This window comes from Actinoplanes sp. NPDC051494 (assembly GCF_044454705.1).
Lineage (GTDB): Bacteria > Actinomycetota > Actinomycetes > Mycobacteriales > Micromonosporaceae > Actinoplanes.
Genome location: NZ_JBITDZ010000005.1, coordinates 160,790 through 175,471 on the forward strand (window position 1 = coordinate 160,790; position 14,682 = coordinate 175,471).

The 14,682-nt window shown below is 72.4% G+C and carries 18 protein-coding genes; 12 read left to right on the forward strand and 6 right to left on the reverse strand.

What is annotated here, in order from left to right; translation table 11 throughout:
• Window positions 1–58: 58 nt before the first annotated feature.
• The 4 genes from ACIA6A_RS19880 to ACIA6A_RS19895 are packed head-to-tail and all read left to right on the forward strand — an operon-like array spanning window position 59 to window position 2,174.
• Complete coding sequence (locus ACIA6A_RS19880) at window positions 59–586, forward strand: RNA polymerase sigma factor (protein ID WP_396099180.1); 528 nt, start codon at window positions 59–61, stop codon at window positions 584–586.
• Window positions 583–1,041 carry a hypothetical protein gene (locus ACIA6A_RS19885; RefSeq protein WP_396099181.1) on the forward strand — a complete coding sequence of 153 codons (459 nt, stop codon included), beginning with the start codon at window positions 583–585 and terminating at the stop codon, window positions 1,039–1,041. Before ACIA6A_RS19880 ends, ACIA6A_RS19885 begins: the two co-directional genes overlap by 4 nt.
• Before the next feature lie 37 nt (window positions 1,042–1,078).
• Window positions 1,079–1,270: a hypothetical protein gene (locus ACIA6A_RS19890; RefSeq protein WP_396099182.1), complete on the forward strand. Its 192-nt coding sequence runs from the start codon at window positions 1,079–1,081 to the stop codon at window positions 1,268–1,270.
• Window positions 1,271–1,319: 49 nt separating this feature from the next.
• On the forward strand, window positions 1,320–2,174 hold the full coding sequence (locus tag ACIA6A_RS19895; RefSeq protein ID WP_396099183.1) for a hypothetical protein: 855 nt from the start codon (window positions 1,320–1,322) through the stop codon (window positions 2,172–2,174).
• Here the strand turns inward: ACIA6A_RS19895 and ACIA6A_RS19900 are convergent.
• Window positions 2,079–2,825, reverse strand: a complete 747-nt coding sequence (locus ACIA6A_RS19900) for a MerR family DNA-binding transcriptional regulator (RefSeq protein WP_396099184.1) — start codon at window positions 2,823–2,825, stop codon at window positions 2,079–2,081. The genes ACIA6A_RS19895 and ACIA6A_RS19900 overlap by 96 nt on opposite strands.
• Window positions 2,826–2,885: 60 nt before the next feature.
• Between ACIA6A_RS19900 and ACIA6A_RS19905 the strand changes: the two genes are divergently transcribed.
• Window positions 2,886–3,995 carry an erythromycin esterase family protein gene (locus tag ACIA6A_RS19905; protein ID WP_396099185.1) on the forward strand — a complete coding sequence of 370 codons (1,110 nt, stop codon included), beginning with the start codon at window positions 2,886–2,888 and terminating at the stop codon, window positions 3,993–3,995.
• Here the strand turns inward: ACIA6A_RS19905 and ACIA6A_RS19910 are convergent.
• Complete coding sequence (locus ACIA6A_RS19910) at window positions 3,992–4,996, reverse strand: NADP-dependent oxidoreductase (RefSeq protein ID WP_396099186.1); 1,005 nt, start codon at window positions 4,994–4,996, stop codon at window positions 3,992–3,994. The two genes, ACIA6A_RS19905 and ACIA6A_RS19910, sit on opposite strands and share 4 nt — an antisense overlap.
• 70 nt (window positions 4,997–5,066) lie before the next feature.
• Between ACIA6A_RS19910 and ACIA6A_RS19915 the strand changes: the two genes are divergently transcribed.
• The gene (locus ACIA6A_RS19915; RefSeq protein ID WP_396099187.1) at window positions 5,067–5,588 is read left to right on the forward strand and encodes an EVE domain-containing protein; all 522 of its coding nucleotides are present in this window, start codon (window positions 5,067–5,069) and stop codon (window positions 5,586–5,588) included.
• Window positions 5,589–5,591: 3 nt separating this feature from the next.
• Here the strand turns inward: ACIA6A_RS19915 and htpG are convergent, their stop codons facing one another.
• A complete protein-coding gene (gene htpG / locus ACIA6A_RS19920) occupies window positions 5,592–7,448 on the reverse strand; it encodes a molecular chaperone HtpG (RefSeq protein WP_396099188.1) in 1,857 nt (618 codons plus the stop codon).
• A 79-nt stretch (window positions 7,449–7,527) separates the two neighbouring features.
• Window positions 7,528–8,697, reverse strand: coding sequence for a hypothetical protein (locus ACIA6A_RS19925; RefSeq protein ID WP_396099189.1), 1,170 nt, complete (start codon window positions 8,695–8,697; stop codon window positions 7,528–7,530).
• 135 nt (window positions 8,698–8,832) lie between these two features.
• Here ACIA6A_RS19925 and ACIA6A_RS19930 point away from each other — a divergent pair, with 135 nt between their 5' ends.
• On the forward strand, window positions 8,833–9,147 hold the full coding sequence (locus ACIA6A_RS19930; RefSeq protein ID WP_396099190.1) for a hypothetical protein: 315 nt from the start codon (window positions 8,833–8,835) through the stop codon (window positions 9,145–9,147).
• 51 nt (window positions 9,148–9,198) lie between these two features.
• A complete protein-coding gene (locus ACIA6A_RS19935; RefSeq protein WP_396099191.1) occupies window positions 9,199–10,521 on the forward strand; it encodes a nucleobase:cation symporter-2 family protein in 1,323 nt (440 codons plus the stop codon).
• On the opposite strand, the gene ACIA6A_RS19940 is transcribed toward ACIA6A_RS19935, so the two are convergent.
• Window positions 10,518–11,345, reverse strand: coding sequence for an oxidoreductase (locus tag ACIA6A_RS19940; RefSeq protein WP_396099192.1), 828 nt, complete (start codon window positions 11,343–11,345; stop codon window positions 10,518–10,520). The genes ACIA6A_RS19935 and ACIA6A_RS19940 overlap by 4 nt on opposite strands.
• A gap of 100 nt (window positions 11,346–11,445) precedes the next feature.
• On the opposite strand from ACIA6A_RS19940, the gene ACIA6A_RS19945 reads away from it, so the two are divergent.
• The 4 genes from ACIA6A_RS19945 to ACIA6A_RS19960 are packed head-to-tail and all read left to right on the forward strand — an operon-like array spanning window position 11,446 to window position 13,992.
• On the forward strand, window positions 11,446–11,826 hold the full coding sequence (locus ACIA6A_RS19945) for a helix-turn-helix domain-containing protein (RefSeq protein ID WP_396099193.1): 381 nt from the start codon (window positions 11,446–11,448) through the stop codon (window positions 11,824–11,826).
• Between the two features lie 6 nt (window positions 11,827–11,832).
• On the forward strand, window positions 11,833–12,279 hold the full coding sequence (locus ACIA6A_RS19950) for a hypothetical protein (protein WP_396099542.1): 447 nt from the start codon (window positions 11,833–11,835) through the stop codon (window positions 12,277–12,279).
• 38 nt (window positions 12,280–12,317) lie between these two features.
• Window positions 12,318–13,082, forward strand: coding sequence for an alpha/beta hydrolase (locus ACIA6A_RS19955; RefSeq protein WP_396099194.1), 765 nt, complete (start codon window positions 12,318–12,320; stop codon window positions 13,080–13,082).
• A gap of 25 nt (window positions 13,083–13,107) precedes the next feature.
• On the forward strand, window positions 13,108–13,992 hold the full coding sequence (locus tag ACIA6A_RS19960; protein WP_396099195.1) for an ABC transporter substrate-binding protein: 885 nt from the start codon (window positions 13,108–13,110) through the stop codon (window positions 13,990–13,992).
• Between the two features lie 81 nt (window positions 13,993–14,073).
• Here ACIA6A_RS19960 and ACIA6A_RS19965 read toward each other — a convergent pair whose 3' ends face one another.
• A complete protein-coding gene (locus ACIA6A_RS19965; RefSeq protein ID WP_396099196.1) occupies window positions 14,074–14,649 on the reverse strand; it encodes a hypothetical protein in 576 nt (191 codons plus the stop codon).
• Window positions 14,650–14,682: the final 33 nt, after the last annotated feature.

The window sequence follows — 14,682 nt, forward strand, 5'->3', positions numbered from 1 at the left end:
CAGGTTCTCAACGATGGCACGCGTGAACCTCGCCGGGCTCCCCCGCGACTGAACAGTCATGCAGATCGACGACGCGGATCTGGTGGTCCGCGCCCAGCTCGGCGACCGCCGGGCCCTGACCGCCCTGGTCGAGCGCTGGCACCTGCCCGTGTGGCGGTACGTGCGGCGGATGCTCGACGCCCCCGGACCGGCCGACGACGTGAGCCAGGAAGCCTGGGCGGCGGTGCTGCGGGCACTGCCGCGCCTGCGGGAGCCGGACCGCTTCGCCCCCTGGTTGTTCACGATCGTCCGGCGATCCTTGATGAACCACCTGCGCCGCAGGTACGCCCCGGCCGAGCCACCACCCCCGGACGAGGGCACCGTGGACAGTGCGCACCTGGCCCTGGACCGGGCCGAGGTGGAGGACGGCCTCGCCGGGGTGCCGCCGCGCGAACGTGAGGTGCTGGTGCTGTTCTACCTGCACGACCTGGCCCTGGACGACTGCGCGCAGATCCTCGGGGTGCCGGCCGGCACGGTCAAGTCCCGGTTGCACCGGGCCCGGCTGCTGCTGCGGGACCACCTCGTCGCGAAGGGATACGACTCATGACCGACCGGCCCGGATACACCCCTGAGACGATCGTGCGCGGGCTGTCGCTGCGCCGCCGGCTGGGCACGGTCGCGGTGGGGCTCGCCGGGCTCGGCGCCGCCGCCACGCTCACCCTGCTGTGGGCGACCGAGCCCGGGCCACTTGCGGCGCGTACCGCGATCGCGTTCGCCGTCCTGATCCTGATCGGTCTGGGCTGGACCGGCTTCGCGGCCTGGACCCTCGCCCGCCGGCCGCTGTTCGCCCTGGACCGGGTGGTCGCCGGGTGGCTGGCGACGGGCTTCACCGGCCTGGTCACGGCCGGTTCGGTGGTTCTCGCCGCCACCCGCTCGGGCGCCGCCGCCGCGGTGCTGGCCGCCGCCGCGGGTACGGCTGTCACCGGTGCGGCGGTGACCATTCTGGTGCGGGCGCGGGCCTACCGCGGGGAGGTGATCCGGCGCGGGGCCGGCCGCCGGTGAGATAGCCTGGAACACCATCCACATGCCAGGAGACCCGATGCCTGAATCAAGTGCCCCCGCCGAAGAACCTGAGGCCGGCGAGGAGACCGAGGTCTTCACCAACCGGGCCGCCCGCCGGGCGAAGGGCAAGACCAGCACCAGGTCCGAGGCGTTCGCCAAGGGCCAGCCGCCGGTCGGCCGCGGTTCCGTCCAGAGCCCCCGGCAGTACGGCAACCGGCGCAGCGGCTGATCCGTCACCGCGACGCGTCGTGCTCGTTCAACGGGTCATGATGCGTCGCGTGATGGTGCTGGCCTGGGGCATGATCGTTCTCGCCGTGCCGGCCGCGGGAGTGGCCGGCACCCAGCCCACCGCCTCGGTCAGCGCCCCCTCGGTCACGGACACGGCGGCGCGGCTCGACCGGCTGACGATCGAGATCACCGGCACGGTCACCCAGCGGCGCCGGGCGGAACGCCGCAACTACCGGCGCATCGAGGGTGGCAAGGCGGCGTGCATGCGGGCGGCCGGTCACCCGTACCGGAAGATGCCGTTCACGAGTTTCTACGCGGACTTCACCGACGCGGATCTCGGCTACGGCAGCGGATACGGGTCCACGGTCGACGACATCACCGACCGCGGGCGCCGGCAGATCCTCAACGAGCTCGCGTTCGCCCGGCTCGAACGGGCGGGAGCCATCGAGCCCTCGGTGCCCGCGGCGGACGTCGCGGCCTACAACGCCTGCTCGTCGCGGTACGACTACCGGCTCTACCACGACTTCGACATGCCCGCCGGCGCCGAGCGGCTCTCCGGCTTCCCGGACCTGCTCGGCCCGGTCCTCGCCGACCCCACCGTCCGCGCGGCGATGCGGCCCTACCGGGGCTGCATGAAGAGCCGCTACGGCTACGACGTCGACGAGCGCACCGATTTCCTGTTCACCCCGCGGCTCCAGCGGGCCGACGCCCCGGTCGACGGCGCCCGGCCCGGCAAGGCCTGGAAGCGTGGGATCAAGCAGATCCGGGCGGCCTACAAGGCGGACACCGACTGCCGCCGGCCCGCCTACCTAGCCGCGATGAAGCTGCTCGCGCCGCGGATCGGCCCCTGGGAGATCAGCCACCGCGCGGAGATCGACGCGGTCCGGGCCGCCTGGGACAAATAGTTCCAGGTACGCGCTGAGCGCGGCGGCCGCGCGCAGCATGGCCACGCCCCGCCCGGTCAGCCTGCGGTGCCAGTCGAGCACCGCTTCCCGCCCGCCCCCCGCGCGGATCCGCCCGAGCACCGCGGCGATCCGGCCGAGCGGGTATCCCCCGCGCCGCAGCAGGTGCGTCAGCTCCGCGTCGTGCACCCCGGCCGGGCCGAACACCCGGTAGCCGGTGGCCGGGTCCCGGACCGGGACGAGGATGCCGGCCCGCTCCCAGCCGCGCACCGTCGCCGGGTTCACCCCGAGCCGCCGGGTGAGCTCGCCGATGCTCAGCGGCCCGGCCTCACCCGGCCTCGCGTCGTGGACCGCGGCCAGCGTCGCGCGGTCCCGGCTCAGCTGCTGGTGTCCCCGGTCGATGAGGTCCAGGGCGCCGTCGAGATCGTCGTCGTGCAGCGCGTTCATGATCCGGCCGGCGGCCGCGTGCCCGTACGCCGGGATCAGCGCCAGGAACGCCCGCAACGCCGCCGCGTGCACCGCCGTGTAGACCCGGTAGCCGTTCGCCGTGCGTCCCGCGGCGGGCAGGAAACCGTCGCGTTCGTAGTTGCGGACCGCCTGGGCCGACAGGCCGTGCTCTCGCGCGAGGTCGACCGGTTTGAAGCTTTCCGTCACGCTGCCACGGTAGCGGCTCCGGAAGCCTCAACCGTTCTTTCAACGATACGCTTGGCGGACATGAACCAGGACATCCGTGACTTCGTGCCCGCCTCGTGTTCCCTGCTCGCCCTCGGGGAACCGACCCACCAGGTGCCCGCGTTCGCGCGGATCCGCAACGACCTGTTCGCCACGCTGGCGGAGCGGGGGTTCCGGTCGATCGCCCTCGAGACCGACCGGGTCGCCGCGCTGGCCGTCGACGACTTCGTCCAGACCGGAGCCGGCGACCGCACCGCCTTCTCGCACGGCTTCGGCGACCTGGACGGCAACCAGGAGCTCGTCGCGTGGATGCGCGAGCACAACGACGGGCTGCCGGCCGACGAACGGCTGACGTTCCACGGCTTCGACGCCCCCACCGAGACCATGACCGCACCCAGCCCCCGGACCTATCTGGAGCACGCCCGCGACTACCTCGGCGCCGACGTGGACCTCGCCGGGGACGACGCGCTGTGGGAGCGTACCGAGGCGATCCTGGACCACCGCGCGTCCATCGGCGCGTCGGCCGAGGCCGCGCGGCTCCGCTCGGTCGCCGACGACCTGCTGATCGCGCTGCACGCGCGGGCGCCGCAGCTGATCGCGACGACCTCCCGCGACGCGTGGCGGCGGGCCCGGACCCACCTCACCGCCGGGATCGGCCTGCTGCAGTACCACAAGCAGGCCGCCGAGCCACTGCCCGAGCAGAGCGACCGGATCGCCCGCCTGTCCGGGGTCCGCGACGTGCTGATGGCCGGGAACCTGCTCGACATCCGGGCGGCCGAGGCCGGCCGCGGACCCACCCTGGTCTTCGCCCACAACCTGCACCTGCAGCGGAACCCGAGCGGCTGGAGCAACGCCGGCCAGGACGTCGTCTTCGCCGGCGCGGGCGCCATCCTCAGCTCGATGCAGGACGACGGCTACGTCTTCATCGCCGGCAGCCTCGGCCGCGGCGACACGATCGGCCTGCCCGATCCCCACCCCGGGACGTACGAGGGCCGGCTGCAACGCCGCACCACCGGCTGGGGCCTGACCCCGGCACCCGAGGTCGAGCCCGGCGACACCCGCACCGACACCCGCCCCGAGCAGGGCTACTTCCCCCTCGACCGGGCAACGGTCGAGGGGGCCGACGCCGTCCTGCACATCGCCGCCGGTTAAAGCCTCACGAGGACCTTGCCGGTGTCCTGGCCGCCGAGCATCGACAGGAACGCGGCCGGAGCATCGCCGATGCCCTCGTGGACCGTCTCGCGCAGCTTGAGGGTGCCGTCGGCGACCAGCGGGGCGGCCTCGGCGAGGTACTCGTCGCGCAGGTCGCGGTGGTCGGCGACCAGCATGCCGCGCAGCGTCAGGCGTTTGCCGATGACCTGGGCGAGGTTGCGCGGCGCCGGCACCGGCTCGGTGGCGTTGTAGACGCTGATCATGCCGCAGACGCCGATCCTGCCGTGCACGTTGAGCCGGGCGATGGCCGCTTCGAGGTGGTCGCCGCCGACGTTGTCGAAGTACACGTCGATACCGTCGGGGGCGGCCGCCGCCAGCTGGTCGCGGACCGGGCCGTCCCTATAGTTGAACGCGGCGTCGAAGCCGAGCTCGTCGAGCAGGTAGGAGACCTTGGCGGCGGAGCCGGCGCTGCCGATCACCCGGCTCGCGCCCTTGATCCGGGCCAGCTGCCCGGCGACCGAGCCGACCGCGCCGGCCGCACTGGACACGAAGACCGCGTCACCCTTGCGGAACTCGGCGGTGCGCATCAGGCAGGCGTACGCGGTCGTGCCGATCATGCCGAGAATCCCCAGGTACGCCCCGAGCGGGGCCACCCCGGTGTCGACCTTGGTGGCGCCGCGCGCGTCGAGCAGGGCGTACTCCCGCCAGCCGAGACCGTGCAGCACGTGGTCGCCGGCCCGGAAACCGTCCGCCCCGGACGCCACCACCTCACCGACCGCGCCGCCCTCCAGCGGCGCACCCAGCGCGAACGGCGCCACATAGGACTTGCGGTCGTCCATCCGGCCCCGCATGTACGGGTCGACGCTCATCAGGGCATTGCGCACGAGGATCTGACCGGGGCCCGGATCGGGCACCTCGGTGCGCACGGTCGCGAAGTCGTCGAGGGTGGGGGCGCCGTGCGGGCGGGCGGCGAGGTGGATCTCGGTGGACTGGACACTCATACCGTCCACCCTAGGTGGGCGTTGCCGGAACATCACCCACGGTGCCCGCCGGGCGACCACAATCATGATCATGGCGCATTGGTTGCTGCAGGTGAACCCGAAGAAGTGGCCGCTCGACGATTTCCTCGCCGCGGGCGGGCACACCGACGCCTGGCCGATCCGCCGGCACCGGGACGCGATCACCGCCGGCGACCAGGTCGCGCTCTGGACCAGCGGCGGGGACGGCGGTGTGGTCGCGGTCGGCGTCATCACCGGCGTCCCCCGCCGCGGCGCGGCCGACGACCGGTTCTGGCCCGGCGGCGTGGACGACCGGTGGTTGCTCCCGGTGCGCTTCGACCAGACGTTCCCGGGTACGACCATCGCGCGCGCGACCCTGTCCGAGGACCCCCGGTTCGCCACCACCCTGGTGCTGCGCATGTCCGGTGGGGGCAATCCGTTCCCGGTGACCCCCGCCGAGTGGGAGGCCGTCGAGGAACGCGTCCCACCGCACGGCCCGGTCGCCGCCACCGTGCGCGGCGCCGCGGCCGTGGTGGTCGCCGGGGCGACGGCCGTCCGGGAAGCGTTCCGGACGGCCGTCACCCGCCAGTCCTGACGGTCAGACCGTGCGGGCGAGCCGGTCCGCGAGCAGTTTCGCGAAGCGGGCCGGGTCGGTCAGGTCGCCGCCCTCGGCCAGCAGCGCCGTGCCGTACAGCAGCTCGGCGGTCTCCGGCAGCGCCGGGTCCTCGGCCCGGGACGCGTGCGCGTCGCGCAGGCCGCTGACCAGCGGGTGCCCCGGGTTGAGCTCGAGGATCCGCTTGGCCGTGGGGACGTCCTGGCCCATCGCCTTGTACATCTTCTCCAGCGCGGGGGTGATGTCGTCGGCGTCGCTGACCAGGCAGGCCGGCGACGTGGTCAGGCGGGTGGAGAGCCGGACCTCCTTGACCTCGCCGAGCGTCTCGCCGAGCCAGGTCAGCAGCGGCGCGTACTCACCGGTCTGCTCCTCGGACGGCTTCTCGTCGGACTTCAGGTCGACGTTGCCCCGGGCGATCGACTGCAGCTTCCGGCCGTCGTACTCGGGGACCGCCTCGACCCACACCTCGTCCACCGGGTCGGTGAGCAGCAGGACCTCGTACCCCTGGGCCTTGAACGCCTCCATGTGCGGGGAATTCTCGACCTGCGCGCGGCTCTCCCCGGTCATGAAGTAGATCTCGTCCTGGCCCTCTTTCATCCGGCTCACGTAGTCGGCGAGCGTGGTCGGCTCGTCGCCGGCCGTGGACGCGAACGACGACACGTCCAGGATCGCCTTCTGGTCCTCGCCCTGGGCGAGCAGGCCCTCCTTGACCGCGCGGCCGAACTCCCGCCAGAACGTGGCGTACTTCTCCGCGTCCTTCGTCATCAGGTCCTTGATCGTGGACAGGACCTTCTTGGCGAGCCGGCGGCGGATCATCTGGATGTGCCGGTCCTGCTGCAGGATCTCGCGGGAGATGTTCAGCGAGAGGTCGGCCGCGTCCACGACACCCTTGACGAAGCGCAGGTAGTCGGGCATCAGCTCCCGGCTGTCGTCCATGATGAAGACGCGCTTGACGTACAGCTGGATGCCGCGCTGGCCGTCACGCTGGAACAGGTCGTGCGGGGCCCGCGACGGGATGAACAGCAGCGCCTCGTACTCGAAGGTGCCCTCGGCCCGCATCTGGATGATCTCCAGCGGGTCGGTCCAGTCGTGGCTGATGTGCCGGTAGAACTCGGTGTACTCCTCGTCCTTGACCTCGGAGCGCGGCCGCGCCCACAGGGCCTTCATCGAGTTGAGCGTCTCCGGCTCGCCCTCGGCCTTGATCAGCCGGATCGGGAACGAGATGAAGTCGGAGTACCGCTTGACGATCTCCTTGATCTTCCACTCGTCGCTGTAGTCGTACAGCGCGTCCTCGGCGTCCTCGGGCCGCAGGTGCACCGTCACGCTGGTCCCGGCGGGCGCGTCGGCGACCTCCTCGACCGTGTAGGTGCCCTCGCCGGCCGATTCCCAGCGGGTACCCGTCTCCTCACCGGCCTTGCGCGTGACCAGGGTGACCTTGTCGCCGACCATGAACGTCGAGTAGAAACCGACGCCGAACTGGCCGATCAGCTCGGCCTGCTCCCCGTCCTTCTCCTTGCTGTCCTTGATCTTGCGCAGCAGCTCGGCGGTGCCCGACTTGGCGATCGTGCCGATCAGCGCCACGACCTCGTCACGCGCCATGCCGATACCGTTGTCCCGCACGGTCAGGGTGCGGGCCTCCTTGTCGGCCTCGACCGCGATGTGCAGGTCCTCCGCGGTCAGCGCGTCGTCCTTGAGGGCCGCGAGGCGCAGCTTGTCCAAGGCGTCGGACGCGTTCGAGATCAGCTCGCGCAGGAAGATGTCCTTGTTGGAGTAGATCGAGTGGACCATCAGCTGCAAAAGCTGGCGCGCCTCGGCCTGGAACTCCAGCGTCTCGGTGCTCATGACTTCCCTCCGTGCGTACGGTGCATTCCCGCCCCGAATCGTATGACCCCAGGGTGATCACCCTGACACGCGGACCCGGTCAGCCGAGCGGTCCCGGCCGGGACACGGCGCCGTACCCGGACCCGCGCAGGTCGAGAACGGTCTTCAGGTACGGCAGCGGACCCGTCGCGCCGCTCGGCGTGCCGCCCGGTTCCGGGCTGGGGTCCGGCGACTCAGCGGTGGGGCTGGGCACCGGGACCGGCGGCGCCAGGCTCACCGGCTCCTTGGCGGGTTCCCCGCTGAGCGACGGAACCGGTTCCCCGGTGGGCCCGGACGCGGACACCGACGCCGGCGCCGAGGTGGGCCCGGACGTGGGCGCTGACGTCGACGCTGACGTGGGCGCTGACGTGGGCGCTGAGGTGGGCGCTGACGTGGGCCCGGACGTGGGCTCGGCGGTCGGCCCGGGCGTGGGTTCTTCGGTCACCGGCGGCTCCGGCTCGGCGGGCACCGGTGGCTGGGGGGCCGGCTCGGCGGGCACCGGCGGCTCCGCGGTGGGTTGCGCGGTCGGTTCCCCGGTCGGCTCCTTGGTGGGCCCATCGGTGGGTTCCCCGGTCGGCGGGGTCTCGGTGGTGGGGGCCGGGGTGGTGGGGGCCGGGGTGGTGGGGGCCGGGGTGGTGGGGGCCGGGGCCGTCGGCGTCGGGGCGGTGGGGGCCGGGGCCGTCGGCGTCGGCACGGGCGTCGTGGCCGGTGGGTGCGTGACCGGTGGGTGCGTGACCGGCGGATCGGTCGCGGGCGGATCGGTGACCGGCGGATCGGCGACCGGCGGAAACGTGGGCGCCGTCGTGAACGGTGGGAAAGTGGTCGGCAGCGCCTGGGGCGGCACCGTTGTGGGCGGCGTGGTCAGGGGCGGCGTGGTGGAGGCCGGGCCCTGGGGCACCGCGGGCCGGAACCCGGGCGGGCCGAAGACCTCGCCCAGCGGTGGCCGCAGCGTCGCGGGCGGGAAGTCGGTACGCGGAAAAGGGACAACGGCCACCGCACCCGGCCCGTCACCGCCCCCCGTGTCGCCGCCCCCCGTGTCGCCGGCGCCACGCGCGCCCATGGCGGTGCCGGCCGCCCCGCCCAGCCGGGCCTCGGCGATCGCCGACCGTTGCGCGTCGTCGCGGCCGGTGTCCTGGTCGCCGGAGAGCGCCAGCGCGCCCGATCCGGCGAAGAGGAGCACGACCACGCTGCCGCCGATGACCTGCTTGTCCCGCTTCGTCAACTCACCCATGAAAACGTCATACAGGCATGAAATACACTTTCGTGCCGTTTCCGGAAGTTTTCCCTCGCCCTGACGATGAAGTCACTTTGAGTCGCCGTACTCATCCTCGCCGACCAATAGACACTTAGAGTGACTTCCCGTAAGGTGACCGAGTCGGTCCACTCCGACGCATTTGAGCGGGAGTTTTTCGTGAATCTCACCGAGGTCGCCATGGCGGCTGCCATCACATTGAGTGTTGCTGGCGTTTCTTACGCTGCGTTAAACAACGGTGATGCCACCCGCCAGGCCGAGGAAGTCGCCGCGGCCGCCGACTGCCGCGCGGTGGAGACCGCCATCGTCGGCTACGTCGCGCAGTACGGCACCACCCCCACCCGGACGGCGCAGCTGACACCGTTCGTCGACGGTGACATCACGGCGTACCGGATCGTGCGGGGCAGGGCGAGCGGACCCGGCTGCTGAGCCTTACGGGGGTTTAACCGGACGACAACATTCGCGGCCGACAATGCCCGCATGTCGTCACCCGTCGTGGTTGCGGAGAAACACCCCGTCGATCAGATGCTCCCGTTCGGGCGGCTCGCCGTCCTGGGCCTGCAGCACGTCCTCGTCATGTACGCGGGCTGCGTCGCCGTCCCCCTCATCGTCGGCGGAGCGCTCGGGCTCAGCACCGACGTCATCGCCATCCTCGTCAACGCCGACCTGTTCGTGGCCGGTGTGATCACCATCGTGCAGAGCCTCGGCGTCGGGAAGATCCTGGGCGTCCGCCTGCCGATCGTCGCCGGCGCCACGTTCACCGCGCTCAGCCCGATGATCCTCATCGGCGGCACGTACGGCATGCCGGCCGTCTACGGCTCGATGCTCGCCGCCGGCGTGTTCGGCATCCTCATCGCCAAACCGTTCTCCAGGATCATCCACCTGTTCCCGCCGCTGGTCACCGGCACGGTCATCACGGTCATCGGCCTCTCGCTCATCGACGCCGGCGCCGGCCTGATCGCCGGCAACGACGAGAGCGATCCCGGGTACGGCAACCTGAGCCACCTGGCCCTCGCCGCGTCGATCATCCTGCTCATCGTCCTGATCAACCGCTTCGCCCGCGGCTTCCTGGTCTCCCTCGCGGTGCTGATCGGCCTCGTCTTCGGCGTCGTGGTGGCCGCGCTCATGGGCCTGGTCGACTTCAGCGCCGTCGGCGACGCCGGCTGGTTCGGCCTGGCCCGCCCGTTCTATTTCGGCGCCCCGCAGTTCCCGGTCGCGGCGGTCATCTCGATGTGCGTGGTCATGCTGGTCATCTACGTCGAGTCCACCGCGGACATGCTGGCGGTGGCCCAGCTCACCGACAAGGAACTGACCGCGAACGACATCGCCCGGGGCCTCGCCGCCGACGGCGTGAGCGGCCTGCTGGCCGGCACGTTCAACTCGTTCCTGGACACCGCGTTCGCCCAGAACGTGGGCCTGGTCCAGGTCACCCGGGTCCGCAGCCGCTACGTCGTCACCGCGGCCGGCGTCATCCTGGTCCTGCTCGGCCTGATCCCCAAACTCGGCGAGATCATCGCCGCGATCCCCGGCCCGGTCATCGGCGGCGCGGCCCTCGTCATGTTCGCCACCGTCACCGCGGTCGGCATCAAGAGCCTGCGCCGCGTCGACTTCGACGGCACCAACAACCTGCTCATCGTGGCGGTGGCCATCGGAGCCGGCATGGTCCCGGTGGTGGCCCCCGCCTTCTACGCAAAGTTCCCCGACGAGCTCCAGATCATCCTCGGCAGCTCCATCACCACCACCGTCGTGATCGTCTTCCTCCTCAACCTGCTCTTCAACCACCTGAAGTGGCGCCGCGACTAGCCCAGGTCGCCGAGGCGGGTGAGGGCTTCGGTGGGCAGGTGCAGGGTCGCGGCGGCGATGTTTTCCGTCAGGTGGGGGACCGTGGAGGTGCCGGGGATGAGCAGGATGTTCGGGGAGCGGTGGAGCAGCCAGGCCAGGGCCACCTGCTTCGGGGTCGCGCCGAGATCCGCCGCCACCTTGTCGAGGGTGGCGGACCGCACCGGGTTCCAGCCGCCGAGCGGCCAGAACGGGACGTAGCCGATGCCGTCCGCGGCGAGGGTGTCGATCAGGGTGTCGTCGCGCCGGTCGGCCAGGTTGTAGAGGTTCTGGACGAAGACGACGGGGGCGATCTCGCGGGCCTCGGCGACCTGGGCCGCGGTGGCGTTCGAGAGGCCGAGGTGGCGGATCAGGCCTTCCCGGCGCAGGTCGGCCAGTTCGCCGAACGGTCCGGCGACGGAGGCCGGGCCCTCGACGCGCAGGTTGACCGCGTCGAGGACGTCCAGGCCGAGGTGGTCCAGGTTCGCGTGGACCTGGTCGCGCAGGTGGTGCGGGTGCGGGTCCCAGCTGCCGTCCGGGCCCCGGGTGAAGCCGACCTTGGTGACGATGCGCAACTCCGGGGCGTACGGGTGCAGGGCCTCGCGGATGATCTCGTTGGTGACCACCGGGCCGTAGTAGTCGCTGGTGTCCAGGTGGGTGATGCCCAGGTCGACGGCGGTGCGCAGGACCCGGACGGCCTCGGCGCGGTCGCGGGGCGGGCCGAAGGCGTTCGGGCCGGCCAGCTGCATGGCGCCGTAGCCCATCCGGCTGAGGGTGAGGTCGGGGGCGAGGGTCAGGGTGTCGGTCATGGGCCGATCGTGGACCCGTCACCGGGGCCGGGGAAGTTACCGTCCGTCCTGGTACAAGCCGTACCACCCGGTGTCCGGCCGGCCGGGTGACAATGGCGTCATGAGCGATCTCGGTGCCGCGCTGCGGTCGTGGCGGGGGCGGCTGGAGCCCGCCGCCGCCGGGTTCGCGCACAACTCGCCGCGCCGGGTGCCGGGGTTGCGCCGGGAGGAACTGGCGGTGCTGGCCGGCATCTCGGTGGAGTACGTCGTCCGGCTGGAGCAGGGGCGGGCCCCGACGCCGTCGGCGCAGGTCTGCACGGCGCTGGCCCGGGCGTTGCAGTTGTCCGACGACGAGCAGGCCCACCTGCTGCGCCTCGCCGGGCACGCCGCGGACCCGGCCCGGATCCCGCGGCTGCTCCCCCGCAGTCTGCACCGGATCATGGCGCAGCTGAGCGGTCACCCGCTGGCGGTGTACGACGCGGCCTGGCGGCTGCTGCACTGAAACCCGCTGTTCGCGGCGACGTTCGGCGATCCGACCGGGCCGGACGGTGCGGCCCGCAGCGCGCTGCTCTGGCAGTTCGAGTCGGCGCCGTCCCGGGTCCGGCAGACCGCGGCGGAGCGGGCCGCGTTCGAGGAGTCGCTGGTCGCGGACCTGCGCGCGACCACCGGCCGGTATCCCGGCGATCCCGATGTGGCGGCGCTGGTGTCCCGGCTGTCGGCGAGCCCCCGGTTCCGCGAGCTGTGGGCGCTGCGGTCGGTGTCCGAGCATCACAGCGCCCCGAAGGTCGTCGAGCATCCGGAGGTCGGGGACATCGCGCTGGACTCCGATGTGCTCACCACCCAGGGGTCGGACCTGCGGCTGGTGGTCTACACGCCACGGCCGGGGACCGGCGCCCGGAGCAAGCTCGAGCTGCTGGCCTCGATCGGCACCCAGAAGATGACACCGAGCTACTGACCCGCGTCACGGGGTGACCGCCGTCGTTGATCCCGGTGATGCGCAGACGGACGTTGGTGGCGGGGGCGGGCGCGGCGGCCGCCGTGGTGGTGGCCGGTGGGTACACCCGGTTGCGGCCGGGACAGCAGCCGGTGGTGCCCGGTGTCCCGGTCGGGGACGAGCGACTGGAGCAGCGCGCATCGCGCGCTCGCGGTCGTACCGTCGATTTCTACACGGCCGTGCCGGACGGCCACGGTGACGGGCGCGGCCTGCCGGTCTGCCTGGTCCTGCACGGCGCGTCCAAGACCGCCGCGGATTTTCCCTCGCTGGGACTGGGCAGGTTCCTGACCGATGCGGTACGCCGTGGCAATCCGCCGTTCGTGCTCGCCGGGGCGACCGGTGGCCGGCTGTCCTGGCGAGCGTCCGGGGCCGACGATCCGCAGCGGATGGTGCGCGAGGAGATCCCGGCGTGGTGCGCGGAGCGGGGCTTCGCCACGGAGACGTTCGCGGTGTGCGGATGGTCGATGGGCGGGTACGGCTCGTTGCTGCTGGCCGAGACGTTCCCGGAGTTCGTCACCTCGGTGGCCGCGTTCTCCCCCGCGATCTCCCCCGGCGACGACGTGTTCGCCCAGGTCGAGAAGCTGCGCGGGCACCGGGTGGGCCTCTGGTGCGGCACGGACGACGGGCTGCTCGCCGAGGTGAAGGCGTTCGAGAAGGTGCTGCCCGGTGGCAAGGCGACCGGCGGCTACGCCGAGGGCCGGCACAACTTCGCGTACTGGAGCCGGTGCATCCCGGCCGCGTTCGACCTGCTCGCACCGCACTGAGACCCGGGCGGGCAGAATCACCGGTATGCGCCTGGTTTCGCTGCTGCCCTCCGCCACCGAGATCGTGTACGCCCTCGGCCTCGGCGACGACCTCGTCGGCGTCACGTTCGAGTGCGACGAACCCGCCTCCGCGCGCACCGAGAAGACCGTCGTGGTCGGTGGGCGGGACACGAGCGGGATGAGCCCGGGTGACATCGACGCGTACGTGAAGCAGCGGATGGCCGCCGGCGAGGACCTGTACACCCTGCACGCGGGGGCGCTGGCCGGGCTGGATCCCGAGCTGATCCTGACCCAGGACCTGTGCCGCGTGTGCGCACTGCCGTCCGATCACGTCGAGGACGCCCTCGATCATCTCGGCTGCCGGGCGGACGTGCTGTCGCTCGACCCGTACTCGCTGGAGGAGGTCCTCGGCACCATCACCGCGGTCGGCGCCCGGGCCGGGGTCCCGGAGCGGGCCGAGGTGCTGGTGGGGAGCCTGCGGGCGCGACTGGACGCGGTCGCCGCGGCGGTGGCCGGGCGGCCCCGGCCGCGGGTGGCGATCGTCGAGTGGGTGGACCCGCCGTTCGCCGGCGGGCACTGGGTGCCGGACCTCGTCACGGCCGCGGGCGGGGAACCGGTCGCGGCGCGGGCCGGGCAGCGCTCGGTGGAGACGACCTGGGCCGCGCTGAGCGCCGCGCGGCCGGACGTCGTGCTGGTCACCCCGTGCGGGTTCCACCTCGACGGCGCCGCCGGTCAGGCACGGCGGGTGGTGCCGCACTTCCCGGACGCCCAGGTGTGGGCGGTCGACGGCGACGCCCTGGTGGTGCGGCCCGGGCCCCGTCTCGTCGACGGGGTCGAGGCCGTCGCGGCGATCCTGCACCCCGGCACGGTGCCGCCCGCCCCGTCGTGGGCGGCCCGGCGGATCGGCTAGGTGTGCTGTCCCCACCGTCGGCCCGCCACGAACGGAGACCGTACGCCAGGCATCAGGTTGGCCGGTCCCTGGAAAGTATCCCTAGGCGGCGGCGCGACGGATGGCCGCGCTCGCGATGGTGTTGGCGAGCGTGAGGTCTCCGGCGCCGACGACCGGGTCGGTGACGAGGACGACGACCACGTACCGGCCGACGGCGGCGGCCACGTATGCCACCCAGCGGTCGCCCTCGTCGTACTGGTACTCGAACAGGACGGTGTCCGGGCCGAGGTGGTCCTCGGCGACGGTCCGGAAGCCGTTGTCGCCGCCGCCCGCCCGGCACGTGGCGAGTTGCGCCTTCAGGGTGTCCAGATAGGCCTTCGCGCCGGCCCGTGGGTAGCGCGCCACGTTCTCGTGGACCCGGGCCCGGGGGCCGTGATCAGCGGAGAGACCGCGGCTCGCCCGGGGCTGCGGGACCGGGACGCCGGCACACGGCTGGGGCAGCAGCTGGAACGCCAGGTCGTCCGCCACCGGGCCGGGAACCGCCCCGCCGAGATCCTCGGCCTGCAGCATGACCCGGTCGGGGATCGTCCTGGGCGCGGCCGCCACCTGTCCGGCCACCAGCACTGCGGCCAGCCCCGCCACCACCGCCGCCGCCGTCATTGTCCATCGTCTATGCATGCGGCCCATCCTCGCGGACCGCGTCAACCGGCC

Coding starts and splice junctions, on each gene's coding strand:
- ACIA6A_RS19890 (WP_396099182.1), top strand. CDS start 1,079: ATGCCTGAATCAAGTGCCCCCGCCGAAGAACCTGAGGCCGGCGAGGAG.
- htpG (WP_396099188.1), bottom strand. CDS start 7,448: ATGAGCACCGAGACGCTGGAGTTCCAGGCCGAGGCGCGCCAGCTTTTG.
- ACIA6A_RS19910 (WP_396099186.1), bottom strand. CDS start 4,996: ATGAGTGTCCAGTCCACCGAGATCCACCTCGCCGCCCGCCCGCACGGC.
- ACIA6A_RS19915 (WP_396099187.1), top strand. CDS start 5,067: ATGGCGCATTGGTTGCTGCAGGTGAACCCGAAGAAGTGGCCGCTCGAC.
- ACIA6A_RS19965 (WP_396099196.1), bottom strand. CDS start 14,649: ATGCATAGACGATGGACAATGACGGCGGCGGCGGTGGTGGCGGGGCTG.
- ACIA6A_RS19880 (WP_396099180.1), top strand. CDS start 59: ATGCAGATCGACGACGCGGATCTGGTGGTCCGCGCCCAGCTCGGCGAC.
- ACIA6A_RS19960 (WP_396099195.1), top strand. CDS start 13,108: ATGCGCCTGGTTTCGCTGCTGCCCTCCGCCACCGAGATCGTGTACGCC.
- ACIA6A_RS19935 (WP_396099191.1), top strand. CDS start 9,199: ATGTCGTCACCCGTCGTGGTTGCGGAGAAACACCCCGTCGATCAGATG.
- ACIA6A_RS19905 (WP_396099185.1), top strand. CDS start 2,886: ATGAACCAGGACATCCGTGACTTCGTGCCCGCCTCGTGTTCCCTGCTC.
- ACIA6A_RS19940 (WP_396099192.1), bottom strand. CDS start 11,345: ATGACCGACACCCTGACCCTCGCCCCCGACCTCACCCTCAGCCGGATG.
- ACIA6A_RS19925 (WP_396099189.1), bottom strand. CDS start 8,697: ATGGGTGAGTTGACGAAGCGGGACAAGCAGGTCATCGGCGGCAGCGTG.
- ACIA6A_RS19885 (WP_396099181.1), top strand. CDS start 583: ATGACCGACCGGCCCGGATACACCCCTGAGACGATCGTGCGCGGGCTG.
- ACIA6A_RS19945 (WP_396099193.1), top strand. CDS start 11,446: ATGAGCGATCTCGGTGCCGCGCTGCGGTCGTGGCGGGGGCGGCTGGAG.
- ACIA6A_RS19955 (WP_396099194.1), top strand. CDS start 12,318: ATGCGCAGACGGACGTTGGTGGCGGGGGCGGGCGCGGCGGCCGCCGTG.